We start from the raw sequence: 17,774 nt of genomic DNA, 5'->3' as shown, positions 1-17,774 counted from the left end.
AGCGGTTGATACAGGAGATATTGCGGTATGAAATTTAATGACATAATTTGCTGGATATTGCCGTATTTTATTAGAAAACTTCTTAAAAATAATCGCTTTCAATTCACATTACATTCATAATACTTTATAATTGCATTGGGGATGACTATGCTATTTTGTAACACTATTGTCGTAAATGGCTCACATCCATAAACCAATTCAGAGAAAAGGAGAGGGTTTGTTATGACAGCAGCAAAAGGGCTTGAGGGAGTTGTTGCAACTCAGTCGTCAATTAGTTCAATTATTGATGATCAGCTTACATACGTAGGCTATAAGATTGATGATCTAGCTGAAAATTCCAGTTTTGAGGAAGTAGTCTATTTATTATGGAATCTTAAACTTCCAACGCAATCAGAACTTGAAGCGTTTAAAACTGAACTGGCAGAAAACATGAGAATTCCCGAGGGAATTATTGAACACTTGCGCTCTTATGATTTATCAAAGGTTCATCCAATGGCTGCATTGCGTACGGCGGTTTCACTGCTCGGTCTGTATGATGACGAAGCGGATGAAATGACAGAAGAAGCAAACAAGCGAAAAGCTATTCGTATTCAGGCGAAAATCGCCACAATTGTAACCGCATTTTCGAGAATCAGACAAGGGAAGGATCCGGTGGAGCCGAAGAAAGATTACAGCTACGCCGAGAACTTTCTTTACATGCTGAACGGGAAAGATCCTGAGTCTATTGAAGTAGAGGCGATTAACAAGGCACTGGTGCTTCATGCCGATCATGAGTTAAACGCATCCACCTTTACTGCAAGAGTTTGTGTGGCAACCTTATCGGACGTTTATTCCGGTCTGACTGCTGCAATTGGTGCATTAAAAGGGCCATTGCATGGCGGTGCAAATGAACAGGTAATGGCTATGCTCTCTGAAATCGGTGAGGAAGAAAATGCGATACCATACATTGAGAAGAAACTGGAAAATAAAGAAAAGATTATGGGGATGGGACACCGGGTATACCAGTATGGAGATCCGCGCGCTAAATTCCTGAAAGAGATGTCAAGACAGCTTACAGAGCTGACCGGCAATTCCAAATGGTATAATATGTCTGTAAAAATTGAAGACTACATTAAAGAAAATAAAGGACTGCCTGCAAACGTTGATTTTTATTCTGCTTCCGTTTATCATAGTCTTGGAATCGATCATGATTTGTTTACACCTATTTTTGCTGTTAGCCGTACTTCCGGCTGGTTGGCTCACATTCTGGAGCAATATTCAAATAACCGCTTGATCCGTCCGCGTGCAGAATATGTCGGACCGGAATCTCCGGAGTATGTGGCAATAGAAAATCGCTAAACATATCATCGCTCGATATATCAGCTATTCTCATTTAAAAGAAAGAGAATTATAGAAATTTGGAGGTTATAATAATGGCACAAGGAGAAAAAATTGTTGTACAGAATGGAAAGATGAATGTACCGGACAATCCGATCATTCCATTTATCGAAGGCGATGGAACAGGTCCTGATATTTGGGCATCTGCCAAAAGAGTTATTGAAGCAGCTGTCGAAAAGGCATATGACGGCAAGAAAAAAATAGAGTGGAAAGAAGTGCTTGCCGGGCAAAAAGCATTTGATCAAACAGGCGAATGGCTGCCGCAGGAAACACTGGATCAAATCGATGAATACAAAATTGCTATAAAAGGTCCTTTGACGACACCTATCGGCGGAGGTTTCCGTTCATTAAACGTGGCATTACGCCAGGAACTTGATCTTTTTGCCTGTCTTCGTCCTGTACGTCACTACAGTGGTGTGCCTTCCCCGGTTAAACGTCCGGAAGACGTGGACATGGCAATCTTCCGCGAAAACACAGAGGATATATATGCGGGAATTGAATGGCAAAAGGGAACAGATGAAGTAAAGAAAGTAGTTGACTTTCTGCATAATGAAATGAATGTGAAAAATATCCGTTTTCCTGAAACATCAGGCATTGGCATTAAGCCGGTATCTGAAGAAGGGACGAAGCGTTTGGTCCGTTCCGCGATTGATTTTGCATTAAATGAAGGACGGAAAAATGTTACTTTAGTACATAAAGGTAACATCATGAAATTTACAGAAGGTGCATTTAAGGCATGGGGCTATGAAGTAGCTGAAGAAGAATATGGTGATAAAGTCTTCACATGGGCTGAATATGACCGCATTGTAGAAAAAGAAGGAAAAGATGCTGCGAATAAAGCACAGGACGAAGCGGAAAAAGCGGGTAAAATTATTGTAAAGGACGCCATTGCTGATATTTTCCTGCAACAGATCCTAACTCGTCCAAAAGAGTTTGATGTGGTAGCAACAATGAACCTGAATGGAGATTATATTTCGGATGCACTTGCAGCGCAGGTTGGCGGAATCGGAATAGCTCCTGGAGCCAACATCAACTATGACACGGGACATGCCATTTTTGAAGCAACCCACGGTACTGCACCGAAATACGCGGGTATGGACAAAGTGAATCCATCCTCTGTTATCCTTTCCGGTGTACTGATGCTTGAGCACCTTGGCTGGAGAGAAGCAGCAGATTTAATTACTAATTCCATGGACACAACCATTGCTTCTAAAGTGGTTACTTACGATTTTGCCCGTCTTATGGATGGTGCAAAAGAAGTAAAATGTTCTGAGTTTGGCTCGGAATTAATTAAGAACATGGGTTAATACGGAGGAGGAGGGATCCCAAATGGCGATAAAGCGAAACAAAATCTCGGTAATCGGTTCAGGTTTTACAGGAGCTTCAACAGCATTAATGCTTGCTCAAAAAGAGCTCGGTGATGTTGTGCTTGTAGATATTCCGGATATGGAAGACCCGACAAAAGGGAAAGCACTGGACATGATGCAAGCAAGCCCTGTTCAGGGATTCGATGCCAATATCAACGGTACGTCCAATTATGAGGACACCAAGGGATCCGACCTCGTTATTATAACAGCAGGCATTGCGAGAAAACCTGGAATGAGCCGTGATGATCTCGTTAATACCAATGCCAATATCATGAAATCGGTGACGAGGGAAATTGTAACGTATTCTCCTGAAACGTATATTATTGTACTGACAAACCCGGTTGATGCCATGACCTATTCCGTCTTTAAGGAATCAGGACTTCCAAAAGAACGCGTCATCGGACAATCAGGAGTATTGGATACGGCCCGTTTTCGTACTTTTGTTGCACAGGAGCTCAATTTATCCGTTAAAGATATTACCGGTTTTGTTCTCGGCGGGCATGGTGATGATATGGTTCCGCTTATTCGCTATTCGTACGCTGGCGGGATTCCCCTTGAAAAATTAATCGATAAAGACCGGCTGGATGCGATTGTAGAACGCACCCGAAAAGGCGGCGGGGAAATTGTCGGACTTTTGGGCAGTGGAAGTGCGTATTATGCACCGGCTGCGTCTCTTACAGTCATGGCTGAATCGGTTTTAAAGGATCAGCGTCGTGTAATTCCTTCCATCGCTTATCTGGAAGGTGAATATGGTTATTCAGATATATATCTGGGCGTACCAACCATTCTGGGCGGCGGAGGAATTGAAGAAATTATTGAACTGGATTTAACCGAACAAGAAAAAGCCGAATTGGATAAATCTGCTCAATCCGTAAAAAAAGTGTTAAACATACTAAAAAATTAAAGAGCACGGAACAGGGCCTCCTGTTCCGTGCTCTTATAAATTAGGCTGAGACATGACTAATTTTATTGGAGAAAAAACGAAACAAACGCTTACCCGGCTTCGGGAATATACGGAGACTCCTTGAAAATGCTATGCATTCTCTTACGAAGATGCCATACCGCTGAAGCGTTACTAAAGCATGGATGAGAATCTGCAGGGTATCATCGGCATACCCCTTGTCGGGGCAAGGAAGCTCATCAGTTGGCCAGTGACAAAAAAGACACTAAAAAAATGACCAACGGGAGTTTGATTAGATGTCGCACTTGTGCCCCAGGTGTAAGCGAAGAATATTCAAGGAGCGGCGGTGATATCCTCTATCACCAGGATTTCTTCGGATTTTCTTCGAGAGTCTAATGTTATGTCCCAGCCTTTTTTTGGCATAAGTTCTAAACATAGCCGCTAGTTCAATTATTTGTTATAATAGTAAACGCTTACATAATTGGAGGTGTGTTTAATGATTGGGAAAAAGAGAAAGCTTGGAAAGGAAATTGATGAATTACAGGTGGGCGATAGATATACTTCAGCAAAAATAATTGAAGACAGGGATTTGCTTTTGTATCTGGGTTTGACGAACGATGCAAACCCTTTATATATTCAGCACGACTATGCATCTCAAACCCCCTATGAGCGACCGATTGTGCCATCTGTGATGCTTTTTGGTGTTTTATCATCTATGATTTCGATGTATTTGCCCGGACCGGGAAGCCACATCACCCGACACGAATTAATATTTCCTAAGCCAGTATATCATCAGTCAGAAGTAAAATTTAGTATTGAAATTATCCATATTGATAAAAAGAATCATCAAGTTGCTGTTTCGGTAGACGGATTTGATACCGAAGGGGATGAGGTTGTGAACGGAAAAATGTATGTGTGTCCACCCTATAGACCAAATTCATTAACAGCGACCTCGCTGGAAAACTTTTTTTGATCCTTTAGTGCTTATGTTTTCCCCTAAAAAAATATACAAGGGTTATGCTTTGGCAGCAGGGCAGTAAAGGCTGCTTTTGGCGTTTTCCTATGAATGTAAATTTTTATTTACAATGAATGATGTTCACAGAATCAATCATTCATTGTAAAATAGAGATGATAATATTTGTTTTTCACAAATGGGGAAACGGGGTAAACATATGTCCAATCATATATTAATAGTCGATGACGAAAAGTCTATTGTAACTTTATTAAAGTATAATCTGGAAAAAGCTAATTACTCAACAGATATAGCATATGACGGCATGGAAGCAGTGGAAAAAGCAAAGACACAAAGCTATGATTTAATTATCCTTGATTTAATGCTGCCAAAATTGGATGGTCTTGAAGTCTGCAAGGAACTGAGGAATAATAAAATTGATATCCCCATCCTAATGTTAACTGCCAAGGGAGATGAGTTTGATAAAGTACTTGGGCTTGAGCTTGGCGCAGATGATTATTTGACGAAACCTTTCAGTCCCAAGGAAGTTATTGCAAGAGTTAAGGCTATTCTCAGAAGAACGAACAACCAGGCGACTGGAAACTTCACTTCTATCAGAGTAGGGGATTTAATTATTTTTCCTGAACGTTATGAAGCGGAAATGAATGATGAAGTTATTACCTTTACACGAAAGGAATTTGAGCTTTTGTATTATCTTGCAAAACATATAGGGAAGGTAATTTCAAGAGATCAATTGCTTAGCAGTGTTTGGGACTATGACTTTGTGGGAGATACCCGGATTGTTGATGTACACGTGTCCCATGTGCGAGAAAAAATTGAACCGAATACGAAAAAGCCGGTTTACATTAAGACAGTACGCGGGTTAGGTTATAAGCTGGAGGAACCAACATGATGAAGACATTATTTAAAAAGCCTGTATTTTCATATGTCATACTTATTTTTTTAATATTTTCTGCTGCCGGACTGGTTTTGAGCCGGTCAGTGGATAATTATTTTGTTCTTATTGCCGTTCTGTTAACGGTTTTTATTATATTTCTGATCCTTTTGATTCATTTTTATGATACATATATTAAACCGGTTCAAAAGGCAACGAAAACAGTGGATGAAATTGTTAAGGGGAATTACCGTGCCAGATTTCACCACCCGCGAGATGACAGTGTGGGAAATTTAAGCAATAAAATTAACGCACTGGGAAGAAACCTCAGGGAATTATCAAGGCAGGAGAAGATGTATTCGGAACAGTTATCCACCATCATTGATAACCTGGAGAGTGGCCTGGTCTTAGTGGATGCGAAAGGATATATTCACTTTGTAAACAGGAAATTTATTGAGATGTTTGGGAACACGCCGAAAGCCTATAAAGGCTATTTATATTATGATGTTTTTGATAGTGAAGCCATTCATGAAACAGTACAAAATACGTTTCTTTATGAAAAAAATGTAAAGGATTCTTTTTCTCTCTATCGTGGTCTTGATCATGTTTATATTGAAGTAGTGGGAGCACCTATATTTAATGAACGCAACATGTTAAAAGGTGCTGTTATTATGCTTTATGATATTACAGAAATGAAAAAGCTGGAATTAATGAGGAAAGATTTTGTAGCGAACGTTTCCCATGAATTGAAAACACCTATCACTTCAATTAAAGGCTTTGCTGAAACAATGCTTGATGATCCTGCCAATCAAAGCAAACCGAATCGTGAATTCCTGGAGATTATTTACAATGAAAGTGATCGTATTCAGGTATTGATTGAAGACTTGTTAATTCTATCCCGGTTGGAAAGGGAAGATTTCCGACTGGAAAAAACAGAAACTGATCTGAAAAAAATTGCGGAGGAAGTGAAACCAATCATCCAGCATAAAGCAGATGAAAAAGGTATCAGCTTCCATGCGGACGTCCCGGATACAATTCGACTGTTTGCAGATAGAGATAAGGTAAAACAGGTCATGATTAATTTGTTGGATAATGCTATCAATTATACGGCTGAAAAAGGAAAAATTGATTTGACAGTAGATGAAACTGAGGAACATGTTGCGATTGAAGTGGAAGACACCGGCATTGGTATTGAACGAGAAGCAATTCCACGGATATTCGAACGGTTTTACCGTGTGGATAAAGCCCGAAGCAGAAACACCGGCGGCACAGGACTCGGGCTTGCTATAGTAAAGCATGTCGTTGAGCTGCATGAAGGAAAAATTGATATTATTAGTGAACCGAATAAAGGAACAACTATGAAAGTGCTGCTGCCAAAGGAATAAATGATCAAAAAGACTGACTATAAGGGACTGAATTTGAAAATCCGGTGGAGATGTTAGCTTTCTTCCATCGGTTTTTCTATTCAGTTGATTATAGAAGATTACTCGCTATATGGAGCAGGCACTATCATGCATCACTGGATCCTGGGATGGGTACAGGCATTTCCTTATTCACCATTCAACAGAAAAGCATCCACCACTATGTAATGAAAAAACTTATCTATACTGATTAAGAGCTCCCCATTTTCCATTCTAACAGTGATAAAAAAATACAAAATGAACAGAATTCCATGCTCCGATGTAAAGAAGTTTCACTTTAAACATCTGTAATGCTAAAATAAATACAAATGTCATTTTAACGGAGGGAAATACATATGACGAATAAGTTAGTCCTCATTGATGGAAACAGTATTATTTACCGGGCTTTTTTCGCTTTGCCGCTTTTAAATAATGATAAAGGCGTTTATACAAATGCTGTCTATGGTTTTACAACCATGCTCCTCAGAATTCTGGAAGAGGAAAAGCCAACGCATATAATGGTAGCATTTGATGCTGGTAAAACAACATTCCGTCATGAAACATATAAAGAATATAAAGGTGGAAGACAAAAAACCCCTCCTGAGCTATCTGAACAATTTCCTTTATTAAAAGAAGTCCTTGATGCGTTTGATATAAAACATTATGACCTGGAAAATTATGAAGCGGATGACATTATCGGTACGCTTTCCAAAAATGCAGAAGAAGATGGTTGGGATGTCACTGTCATATCCGGGGATAAGGATTTGTTACAGCTTGTTTCCGATACGGTTACAGTTCATGTAACTAAAAAAGGGATCAGTGAGGTGGACCGGTATACACCTGACTTTTTAAAGGGAAAAATGGAGGTTGGCCAGGATCAGATTATCGATTTAAAGGCACTGATGGGAGATGCTTCCGATAATATTCCCGGTGTACCCGGAGTAGGGCAGAAAACAGCAGTAAAGCTCTTAAAACAATTTGAAACACTGGAAGGATTGTACAACCGACTGGATGAAGTCAGCGGCAAAAAATTAAAGGAAAAACTTGCTGACCATCAAGATGAGGCATTTATGAGCAAGGAATTAGTAACCATTAATAGGAATTCTCCTGTTACTGTTACCATTAAGGACGCTGTTTTTAACGGATACGAACAAAATAAAGTGAGTGAGATATTTAAGGATCTTGGATTCCAGTCATTGATCAGCCGGATCGGAGGTGACTCTTCAGAGGAGACAACAGAAGAGGCTGTTCTCGAAGAAATTGAATTTAAGCTGGTTGATAAAGTCAACAGTGATATGTTCACCGAACAATCCGCCTTAGTTGTTGAAATGCTGAATGAAAACTATCACCAGGCTGACATAGATGGAATTGGCGTGGTAAATGAAAAAAATGCTTTATTTATCCCGACCGAGATCGCATTGGATTCAGCGTCATTTCGGGCCTGGCTGGAAGACGATGCAAAAAAGAAGTATGTATTTGATGCGAAGCGAACGGTTGTTGCTTTAAAAAGAAATGGCATCGATGTAAATGGGATTGCGTTTGATATGCTGTTAAGCTCCTATTTGCTTAACCCTGCCGAGAATAACCACGACATTCCAGCAATTGGTCACAGATTGGGAAAAACAGATGTCAGGTATGATGAGGAAGTTTATGGCCGTGGGGCAAAAATGAATCTGCCGGAAGAAAATGTGCTGGCAGAACATGTCGTGCGTAAAGCGAATGCACTGTATGAACTTAAGGACAAAATGGAAACACAGTTAAAGGAAAATGAGCAATACGAATTATTGAAGGAGCTGGAAATGCCGCTTGCTTTAATATTAGGGGATATGGAGCATACAGGTGTACTGGTGGATAAAGAGAAATTGGAAGAAATGGGTCTGGATTTGAAGCAGCGTCTGAGTGACCTGGAGAAAGAAGTCCATGAATTGGCAGGTGAGACATTTAATTTAAATTCACCGAAACAGTTAGGACCTATTTTATTTGAAAAGCTGGAACTGCCGGTGATCAAGAAAACGAAAACAGGTTATTCCACAGCAGCAGATGTATTGGAACAATTGAAACAAGAACATGAAATTATTCCTAAGCTACTTCTGTATCGCCAGCTCGGGAAGCTGCAATCAACTTATATTGAAGGATTGTTGAAAGTTGTCCATAAGGATACAAATAAAATCCACACCCGATTTAACCAGGCGTTGACGCAAACAGGAAGACTAAGCTCAATTGAACCCAATCTGCAAAACATTCCAATAAGACTGGAAGAAGGCCGGAAAATCAGACAGGCATTTATTCCATCTGAAAAGGATTGGATGATCTTTGCTGCGGATTACTCACAAATTGAATTGCGTGTACTTGCACATATAGCTAATGACGAAAAGCTAATCCAGGCCTTTAAAGAGGATATGGATATTCATACTCAGACAGCCATGGATGTTTTTCATGTAAAAAAAGAAGAAGTGACCGGGAATATGCGCAGACAGGCCAAGGCTGTTAACTTTGGCATTGTATACGGAATAAGTGATTATGGTCTGTCCCAAAGTCTGGGTATTACACGCAAAGAAGCCAAACAGTTTATTGAACGTTATTTTGAGAGCTATCCCGGTGTGAAAGCATATATGGATGATATAGTACAGGAGGCAAAACTAAACGGTTATGTGAGCACATTGATGAAAAGAAGAAGGTATCTTCCTGAAATTACAAGCCGCAACTTTAACGTGAGAAGTTTTGGTGAAAGAACCGCGATGAATACACCAATTCAGGGAAGTGCCGCCGATATCATTAAAAAGGCAATGATCGATCTATACGAAAAATTAAAAGATGATAAGCTTCAAGCCCGGCTTTTATTGCAGGTTCATGATGAACTGATCATTGAGGCGCCAAAGCAGGAATTGGATAATCTGATTAAAATAGTGCCGGAAATGATGGAGCAGACTGTTCAGCTGAATGTCCCTTTAAAGGTGGACTATGCTTACGGGGAAAGCTGGTTTGACGCTAAGTAAGGAGTTTGAGGGGAATGCCGGAATTACCGGAAGTAGAGACGATTAAAGAAACATTAAAGCAATTAACTTTAAATAAAACAATGAAAGAAGTCATCGTACATTGGCCAAAAATAATAAAACAGCCGGATGATATAGAACAATTTAAACTTTTGTTAACGAATCAGACAATACAGGATATCACCAGGAAAGGGAAATTTCTATTGTTCCAGCTTGATGATTATGTACTCATTTCCCATTTGCGGATGGAAGGAAAGTATAGTGTACATGACTCAAATGAACCGGTGAAAAAGCATACCCATGTTATTTTCAAATATACGGATGGAGAAGAACTCCGCTATAATGATGTCCGCAAATTTGGCACGATGCATGTTTATCCAAAAGGACAGGAGCTTTTAAATAAGCCGTTAAATACGCTCGGTCCGGATCCATTTGATGAAGCCTTTACACTTACCTACTTTACAAATAAATTCACTAGCGTTGCAGGAAAATAATATTAAAAAATCAAGTAAAATATTTTATTTGAAAGTTGGTAATATTAGATCTTTTCACTTTAAAATCCATTAAAAAAACCTTATAATTAGGGTATGGTAGTCCTGTCCAAATCCCTAACTATAAGGAGAAACCATGGACAATAATACCATAAAAACTGTATTCAAGGAATACATTCATCCATTAGATTCAAAGGTAATACAAAAAATGATTGATCATGCCGAAGTTGACAAATACGTCAAAAAGCTTGATGTACTTACGTTTACGAATGCTTTTATCTATGCCCAGTTAAAAAACTTAGATAGTCTGAAGCGGATAAGTGATACGATTAAACGAAAGAAAACGGTGCAAAGACTTGTTGGTATAGAGAGCATTAGTAAATCACAACTCTCTCGAAAAAATGGAGATATTCCACCCGAGATTTTTCAGGCGATCCTGCATCATTTAATTCAAAAGCTGCACCAAATACTTGGCCCAACAATGACAGACAAATCACTTGGAAAGCTTCATCTGATTGATTCATCGACCATTTCCATGTGTCTCAGCCAATATGAATGGGCAGATTTTCGGGAGACAAAAGCGGGAGTGAAGATGCATACTTCCATCGTCTTTTGTGATGATATCTCTTATCCAAATGATATGATACTTACCCCTGCAAGACCTGCTGATGAAACTCAGTTGGATTCATTAATTGTGCCGGATAAAGGGGTCCTTCATGTCTTCGATCGAGGTTATTTCAACTTTGCTAAGTTTGATTATTATTGTGAAAAAGGTATCCGGTTTGCCACAAGAATTAAATCGAATACTGTTGTAAATGTCATCGAGGAATTGCCGGTAGATGAGGATTCTTCAATCTCCAGGCATGCGATCGTGAAGATTGGAAACATGAAGAATCCGCTGCAGTTAATAGAAACTGTAGACAGCGAAGGGAACCAGATCCGAATTGTGTGTAACGATGCAACCGTCGGTGCACAGGAAATCAGTGATATTTACCGGCATCGCTGGCAAATTGAATTGTTTTTCAAATGGATAAAGCAACATCTGGTTATCAAAAAACTGTATGGAAAGAGTGAAAACGCTGTATACAATCAAATACTAATAGCTATGATTACTTTCTGCCTAACCCTGTTAATGAAAAACAAGTTGGGCTATGAAGGAACTTTAGTCGAAATGTTGCGTTGGACCCGTGATTTCTGGTCACAATCCATGACATTTTTTATTTCCGAATTATTCAGGAAACCAGAACGATCATCCAATGGACGACGAAGGCTGGACCACGAAAAGGTTTTTAATGAAACCTTGGCACAATACGAATCAGAGGAGGTTTTGCACTTAGATGATCTAAGCTACGATCCAGTTAACTAATAAATATATAAAATTCTAAAAATGGATGAAGGGCTACCTTTAAAGCCTATTAACTTTTTTTCTCGAATAAAACTAGGTATTTATCAGAAAATTGAACTAAATAACTGAAGCTACCAAATTTATTGATTGACATTGTTTTTACTTTTTAATGCAACGCTAGTGAAATAAATTAAAGAAAACGGATCGGGTTATAAAGTCAGTATTACTGGACCAGACAGTTGTTGCCGGACTTGGAAATATCTATGTAGATGAAACATTATTTAAAGCAGGTGTTCATCCATTAAAACAAGCAAAAAAACTGACACAAAAAGAAATTAAGAAAATCAGAAAGCATGCCATTGAGACTTTGGACGGTGCAGTAAAGCAAGGCGGAACGACAATACGCTCCTATGTTAACTCACAAGGAGATATGGGGATGTTCCAGCAGGAGCTTTTTGTCTATGGTCAGGAAAATAAAGGGTGTAAAGTCTGCGGCCAACATATCGTCAAAATGAAAGTGGGCGGAAGGGGCACCCATGTTTGCAATAAATGCCAGAAGCTGAAAGAGGTGAGAAAATGACCCTTGTAATTGGTTTAACCGGCAGTATAGCTACTGGAAAAAGCACTGTTTCCCTCATGTTTGATGATTTTAACATACCAGTTATTGATGCGGATAAACTTTCCAGAGAGGTAGTAAAACCCGGTGAAAAAGCGTATAAAGAAATTATTGATGCGTTCGGAGAAGAAATTTTGAGAGAAGATAAGACGTTGGACAGGGAAACGTTGGGGCAAATCGTGTTCGCGGATGAGTCAAAGCGAAATATATTAAATCAGATTGTACATCCGGCAGTCAGAGAAAGAATGCTGGAAAAACGGGATGATTATATTAAAAATGAAGAAAAGTGCATTGTTCTTGATATACCTCTGTTATTTGAAAGTAAATTGACCCAGTTTGTCGATAAAACGCTTGTTGTCTATGCAGATGAATCAGTCCAGCTGCAACGGCTGATGGAGAGGAATGGCTATTCGGAAGATGAAGCCATGCAACGGATCAAGACCCAGATTCCTGCGAAGGAGAAAGCGGAACTGGCGGATAAAGTAATTAATAATAATGGAAGCAAGTTTGATTCCTTCCGGCAGCTGGAGTCGATTTTAAAAGACTGGGAGATTATATAAAAAAGGAAATCCGTCTGTACAGGCGGATTTTTAATACCATCTTATGTCTTTTTATTCAAAAAATATAAACATATATAAACCTGGCAATAAAACGTACATTTTCCGCTAAATATGTTATACTAATTACAGGAAAAACAGAAAATGAGTGTAACATATATGGGAGGATTTGCGATGAATAAGACCCGGATTGCTATTAATGGATTTGGCCGCATCGGACGAATGGTGTTTCGCCAGGCTGTAGTGGATGAAAAATTTGAAGTGGTAGCGATAAATGCAAGTTATCCTGCAGAAACGCTGGCCCATTTAATCAAATATGACAGTGTCCATGGCCGCTTTCAGGGGGAAGTGAAAGCGCTTGAGGACGGACTGGAAATTAATCATAAAAAGATATCGATTGTAAATTCCAGACAACCGGAAAAACTGCCCTGGAAAGAACTTGATATCGATGTTGTTATTGAAGCGACCGGCAAGTTTAAGACGAAGGAAAGTGCCGGACTCCATATGGAAGCCGGGGCGAAAAAAGTTGTTATTACCGCACCTGGAAAACAGGTGGATAAAACCATCGTAATGGGAGTAAATGAGGAGACTTTCGACCCCGCTCAGGATGATGTTATTTCCAATGCATCCTGTACAACCAACTGTCTGGCACCAGTTGTAAAAGTACTGGATGACAATTTTTCTATTGAAAACGGTTTGATGACCACCGTCCATTCATTTACCAATGACCAGAAGAACTTGGATAATCCCCATAAGGATTTGCGCAGAGGAAGAGGGATGACGCAATCAATCATCCCTACATCGACCGGTGCAGCAAAGGCGCTTGGGGAGGTGCTGCCGCATTTAAACGGCAAACTTCATGGAATGGCGCTGCGTGTCCCGACACCTAATGTGTCATTGGTTGATCTGGTTGTTGATGTAAAAGAAACAGTAACACCTGAAAAAATTAACGAAGTCTTTAAGCAGGTATCCAAAAATGAATTAAATGGTATCATTGATTACAGTGATGAGCCACTCGTTTCTGTTGATTACACGACCAGCGAATACTCAGCTGTCATCGATGGATTGTCAACGATGGTAATGGAAGGTACGAAAGTAAAAGTATTGGCATGGTATGATAATGAGTGGGGATACTCCAGACGTGTACTGGATTTAACCAGGTATGTCGGCAGTTATATGCATCAGAAACACGCAAAAATTTCATAACTCTTTATCGTTTAAAAGATGAGGTACATCAATTACTGGTGTACCTTTTTTATACGTTAAAAATACAAAATCCCGGTAAGTGTTTATGGTGGGACGAGGAACTGTTGAACCGTAGCACTTAAAAGCTTTACAAGTGCGAGATTTTCCAAAGCATTAGAGAATAGAATGTAATGCTGTGTAACCAAGGTTTCAGCCAATAAATAATATAGTGGGTTATATGATGATAAAACAGACTTTATATTTTACGGATAGAGGATTCATTGGAATCGTGGTAAAATAGATAAAAGAGAATGGAAATAGGGTGCTGAAAATATGTCTTTTCGTCATTTTTTGCTTAAGTATCTCAGCAATAACCATGAAACCAAGGATCGACATTGGGATCCTATGCTGAGAACAAGGTATTATAAAATAACAAAGGAACAAGGTTTTGATCTCCTGGAAGATATGGTGGAGAATAGTACGGAATATAAATTAAATGCCATTTCAAAAGAACATGGAGAAATGAGTTTTTATATTACAGGAGGAAAAAAAACTTTTATTGTAGCTACCGTCATTATGGTACGGCCTTTCCGGACAGCCATTGATTTTTCAGCAACTGCCGAGGGTGTGATGCCTTTTGATTTCGGGCACAATAGAAGGGTGATCAGCCATTTATACGAACGATTGGACAAAGAATTACCCCCGGCTGATTAAAGGGGTAGAAAATAATAGGGGTGGAACAAGTGAGATGTTCAAATTGCCATAATAAAAGTACAAAAGTTCTCGATTCCCGGCCAATTGAAGAAGGACAGGCTATCCGCAGAAGGCGGGAATGCGAAGAGTGCGGGTTTCGTTTTACTACTTTTGAACGAGTGGAAGAAGTACCTTTAATTGTTGTAAAAAAAGACGGGGCGAGACAGGAGTTCAGCAGGGAAAAACTGGTCAGGGGCTTGATCAGAGCCTGTGAAAAAAGACCGGTTCCTTTGGATAAAATTGAAGAAATCGCGCTGGACACGGAAAAGGAATTGCGGAATAGAGGAAATGCGGAAGTGGACAGCAAAGAAGTGGGAGAAATTGTCATGGACCGTCTTTCGTCAGTAGATGAAGTGGCCTATGTCAGATTTGCTTCCGTTTATCGTCAGTTTAAGGATATCAGTGTCTTTCTTGATGAACTGAAGGATCTGATCAAAACCGATTCAAAAAATGATTCTTAAATCGCGACTAAAAGGGGTTAGAGAAAAATGAAAAGTATTGGAAAAATATTACCGGTTGATGGATATTACGCATCCATATATGCGGATTTACCTTTGGATTATACCCAGTCTTTAACCCATTTATATCAGCCGCTTATCGGAAGCAGAGCTGTTACATTATATCAGACACTGCTTCATGAAATAGATTTGCAAGTGGAACAACAGGCACAGACTCACCATACATTAATGAATTACTTAAACCTCCCCCTGGATGAAATATACCGCACCAGGGTAACCCTTGAGGGGATCGGTTTATTAAGAGTATTTGAGAAACAGACAGAAGGCAAACGTATATTTATATATGAATTACAACCGCCATTTGGAACAAAGGCCTTCTTCACGGATGCCATGCTGACACAGTTGTTGTATCATCATATCGGAGAGGCGAAATTCTCCAGATTAAAGAACTATTTCTCACCCGCGCCACTTCATAATCGCGGAAAAGAAATTACCGCCGGTTTTCATGAAATATTTGAAACGATTCAGCCAATGGTGCCGCCTGAAGTGATCACAGAAAACAATGTGCAGGGTATGGGAGATGAAACCGAGGTTGATTTTTCCTGGCTTGAGCAAATGTTAAAACAGCGGATGATTCCTGCCCATCGGGTACTTTCCAAAGATAACCGGAAAATAATTGCACAAATGATGCAACTGTATGAACTGGAAATGTTTGAAATTGAAAAATCGTTGCAATGGGCATTAACTGAAGAAAATGAGTTACATATAGAAGAGTTTAAAACTGCCTGCCATGATTTATTTAAAACAAAAAATAATGGAAAAACCATTAAATTAACTGAGAAGGAAACAACTGGCGATCAACAAATGTTGGAAAAGCCTGTTTCCAAGGAAGAGCAGCTGATTCATGAACTGGAAACCATTTCACCAAAGCAGCTGCTTGAGGACTTATCAAAAGGGAAACAGGCATCTGAACAGGATATGAAAGTCATTCGGGAGGTAATGGTTTCACAGGGGTTGCCTTCTCCGGTAATGAATGTGCTTATCCATTATGTGTTGCTGCAATCCAATATGCGGTTATCCAAGGGATATATGGAAAAGATAGCCAGTCATTGGTCAAGGGCTAACTTATCGACAGCCAAAGAAGCGATGCGCTTTGCCAAAAAGGAAAAAGAAAGATACCGGAACAAACAGAAGACAAGGACGAACAACTATTATAAAAAGCCGGTATCAACCGAAGTTGTCCCGGATTGGTTTAAGGAACGGAAACAAAAGCAGAAAGCACCGGAAATCAAGCGGGAGACAGCCGATGTGAAACAGGAACAAAAAGAGATTGAAGCGTTGCTGCGTCAGTATTCAAGCGGCAGCAAAAACTAATCGTTTTTAAGGATGGTTTTGATGAAGCCGGTACAATCAACGTTAAGAAAATGGATGGAAAAAAACGTGAACTTCCAGGAGAACTATACGAAGGTCAAGCAGGAAATTCTGCAGGACCCTGATATCAAAGAATTTTTATCTTTTCACCCTGAGTTAACGGATAGTGAAATTGAAAAAAACCTGATTAAGTTACATGAATTCAAAACGCAGTCCAAACAGTGCAGTGACTGTGCGTCTTATGGTTCCTGCATAAATATGATCCAGGGGTATTCTCCTATTCTTGAAGTAAATAACGGAGAAATACATTTATCCTATGAAAAGTGCCATAACAGGGTGGATGAAGAGAATAAACGAAAGCAACAAAAACTCGTCCAGAGCTTATATATGCCAAAGGAAATACTAAAAGCAAACCTTGCTGATATTGATAGTGGGGATCCGCAAAGGAATGAAGCGATAAAGCAATTAATTTATTTTGTGGAGCAGAGTAAGTCCGGCCTCCCGGAAAAGGGGATATATTTCTATGGCCCATTTGGTGTGGGGAAAACATATTTTCTCGGTGCATTGGCAAATAAATTAAAAGAATTAAATATTTCTTCGTCCCTCATATACATGCCGGAATTTGTTCGGGAAATGAAATCGTCATTAAAAGATGATTCCATCAATGAAAAAATAGACTTTTTTAAACGGGCGGATGTGCTGATGCTGGATGATATCGGAGCAGAAATGCAATCATCCTGGTTCCGGGATGAAATCCTCGGATCTATTTTACAATATCGAATGATGGAAGGCCTGCCGGTTTTCTTTACTTCCAATTATAGTCTGGCACAGTTGGAGGATCATCTTGCTTCCACTAGAAGCGGAATTGAAACAGTAAAGGCCGGACGTATAATAGAGCGGATCAGGCAGGTGAGCAGAGAAGTTAAACTGTTTGGGAGTAATAGGAGAGAATAATAAATATCTGCTGCACACATAAGCATATATCTGGAACAATATTTTAAGAGGCTGTGAATAATATTTAATTAACAAGAAGCAGAAATTTAGTATACTTATTTGTTCCGACAACCAACTTCGCTTTCCAGTACGAGAGGCTGGGACTTGGAAAGCGAAGTA

14 protein-coding genes and 2 pseudogenes are annotated in these 17,774 nt (G+C 39.5%); all 16 read left to right on the top strand.

Translation table 11 applies throughout. The features are described from left to right. Positions 1–222 precede the first annotated feature (222 nt). Positions 223–1,338, top strand: coding sequence for a citrate synthase (gene citZ, locus ACZ42C_RS06835; protein WP_461183537.1), 1,116 nt, complete (start codon positions 223–225; stop codon positions 1,336–1,338). Positions 1,339–1,412: 74 nt separating this feature from the next. Continuing rightward, positions 1,413–2,684, top strand: coding sequence for an NADP-dependent isocitrate dehydrogenase (gene icd, locus ACZ42C_RS06830; RefSeq protein WP_461183538.1), 1,272 nt, complete (start codon positions 1,413–1,415; stop codon positions 2,682–2,684). Positions 2,685–2,706: 22 nt separating this feature from the next. After that, positions 2,707–3,648: a malate dehydrogenase gene (gene mdh, locus ACZ42C_RS06825; protein ID WP_461183539.1), complete on the top strand. Its 942-nt coding sequence runs from the start codon at positions 2,707–2,709 to the stop codon at positions 3,646–3,648. Positions 3,649–4,141: 493 nt separating this feature from the next. Next, entirely contained in the window at positions 4,142–4,618 is a 477-nt protein-coding gene (locus tag ACZ42C_RS06820) for a MaoC family dehydratase (protein ID WP_461183540.1), read from the top strand. Between the two features lie 199 nt (positions 4,619–4,817). Next, on the top strand, positions 4,818–5,510 hold the full coding sequence (locus tag ACZ42C_RS06815) for a response regulator transcription factor (protein ID WP_461183541.1): 693 nt from the start codon (positions 4,818–4,820) through the stop codon (positions 5,508–5,510). Then, entirely contained in the window at positions 5,507–6,877 is a 1,371-nt protein-coding gene (gene pnpS, locus ACZ42C_RS06810; protein WP_461183542.1) for a two-component system histidine kinase PnpS, read from the top strand. Before ACZ42C_RS06815 ends, pnpS begins: the two co-directional genes overlap by 4 nt. 371 nt (positions 6,878–7,248) lie before the next feature. Then, positions 7,249–9,888 carry a DNA polymerase I gene (polA, locus tag ACZ42C_RS06805; protein ID WP_461183543.1) on the top strand — a complete coding sequence of 880 codons (2,640 nt, stop codon included), beginning with the start codon at positions 7,249–7,251 and terminating at the stop codon, positions 9,886–9,888. A gap of 14 nt (positions 9,889–9,902) precedes the next feature. After that, positions 9,903–10,355, top strand: a pseudogene (locus ACZ42C_RS06800) (DNA-formamidopyrimidine glycosylase family protein); the annotation flags it as partial. A 157-nt stretch (positions 10,356–10,512) separates the two neighbouring features. Further along, a complete protein-coding gene (locus ACZ42C_RS06795) occupies positions 10,513–11,742 on the top strand; it encodes an IS4 family transposase (protein WP_461183821.1) in 1,230 nt (409 codons plus the stop codon). Between the two features lie 166 nt (positions 11,743–11,908). Then, a pseudogene (locus ACZ42C_RS06790) lies at positions 11,909–12,301 on the top strand (zinc finger domain-containing protein); the annotation flags it as partial. Further along, the gene (gene coaE, locus ACZ42C_RS06785; RefSeq protein WP_461183073.1) at positions 12,298–12,897 is read left to right on the top strand and encodes a dephospho-CoA kinase; all 600 of its coding nucleotides are present in this window, start codon (positions 12,298–12,300) and stop codon (positions 12,895–12,897) included. The pseudogene ACZ42C_RS06790 and the gene coaE, both read left to right, overlap by 4 nt. A 171-nt stretch (positions 12,898–13,068) precedes the next feature. Continuing rightward, positions 13,069–14,100 (top strand): glyceraldehyde-3-phosphate dehydrogenase, encoded by a 1,032-nt coding sequence (locus tag ACZ42C_RS06780; protein ID WP_461183072.1) that lies wholly within the window; start codon positions 13,069–13,071, stop codon positions 14,098–14,100. Between the two features lie 312 nt (positions 14,101–14,412). Next, on the top strand, positions 14,413–14,793 hold the full coding sequence (locus tag ACZ42C_RS06775) for a cytosolic protein (protein WP_461183071.1): 381 nt from the start codon (positions 14,413–14,415) through the stop codon (positions 14,791–14,793). A gap of 29 nt (positions 14,794–14,822) precedes the next feature. Next, on the top strand, positions 14,823–15,293 hold the full coding sequence (nrdR, locus tag ACZ42C_RS06770) for a transcriptional regulator NrdR (RefSeq protein WP_461183070.1): 471 nt from the start codon (positions 14,823–14,825) through the stop codon (positions 15,291–15,293). Between the two features lie 27 nt (positions 15,294–15,320). Beyond that, entirely contained in the window at positions 15,321–16,664 is a 1,344-nt protein-coding gene (locus ACZ42C_RS06765; RefSeq protein ID WP_461183069.1) for a replication initiation and membrane attachment family protein, read from the top strand. A 21-nt stretch (positions 16,665–16,685) separates the two neighbouring features. Then, positions 16,686–17,615, top strand: a complete 930-nt coding sequence (gene dnaI, locus ACZ42C_RS06760; RefSeq protein ID WP_461183068.1) for a primosomal protein DnaI — start codon at positions 16,686–16,688, stop codon at positions 17,613–17,615. Positions 17,616–17,774: the final 159 nt, after the last annotated feature.

This window comes from Virgibacillus kimchii, from assembly GCF_055379185.1.
Note: the sequence above shows the minus strand (reverse complement) of the source record. Positions and strands in the feature narration are given on the sequence as shown.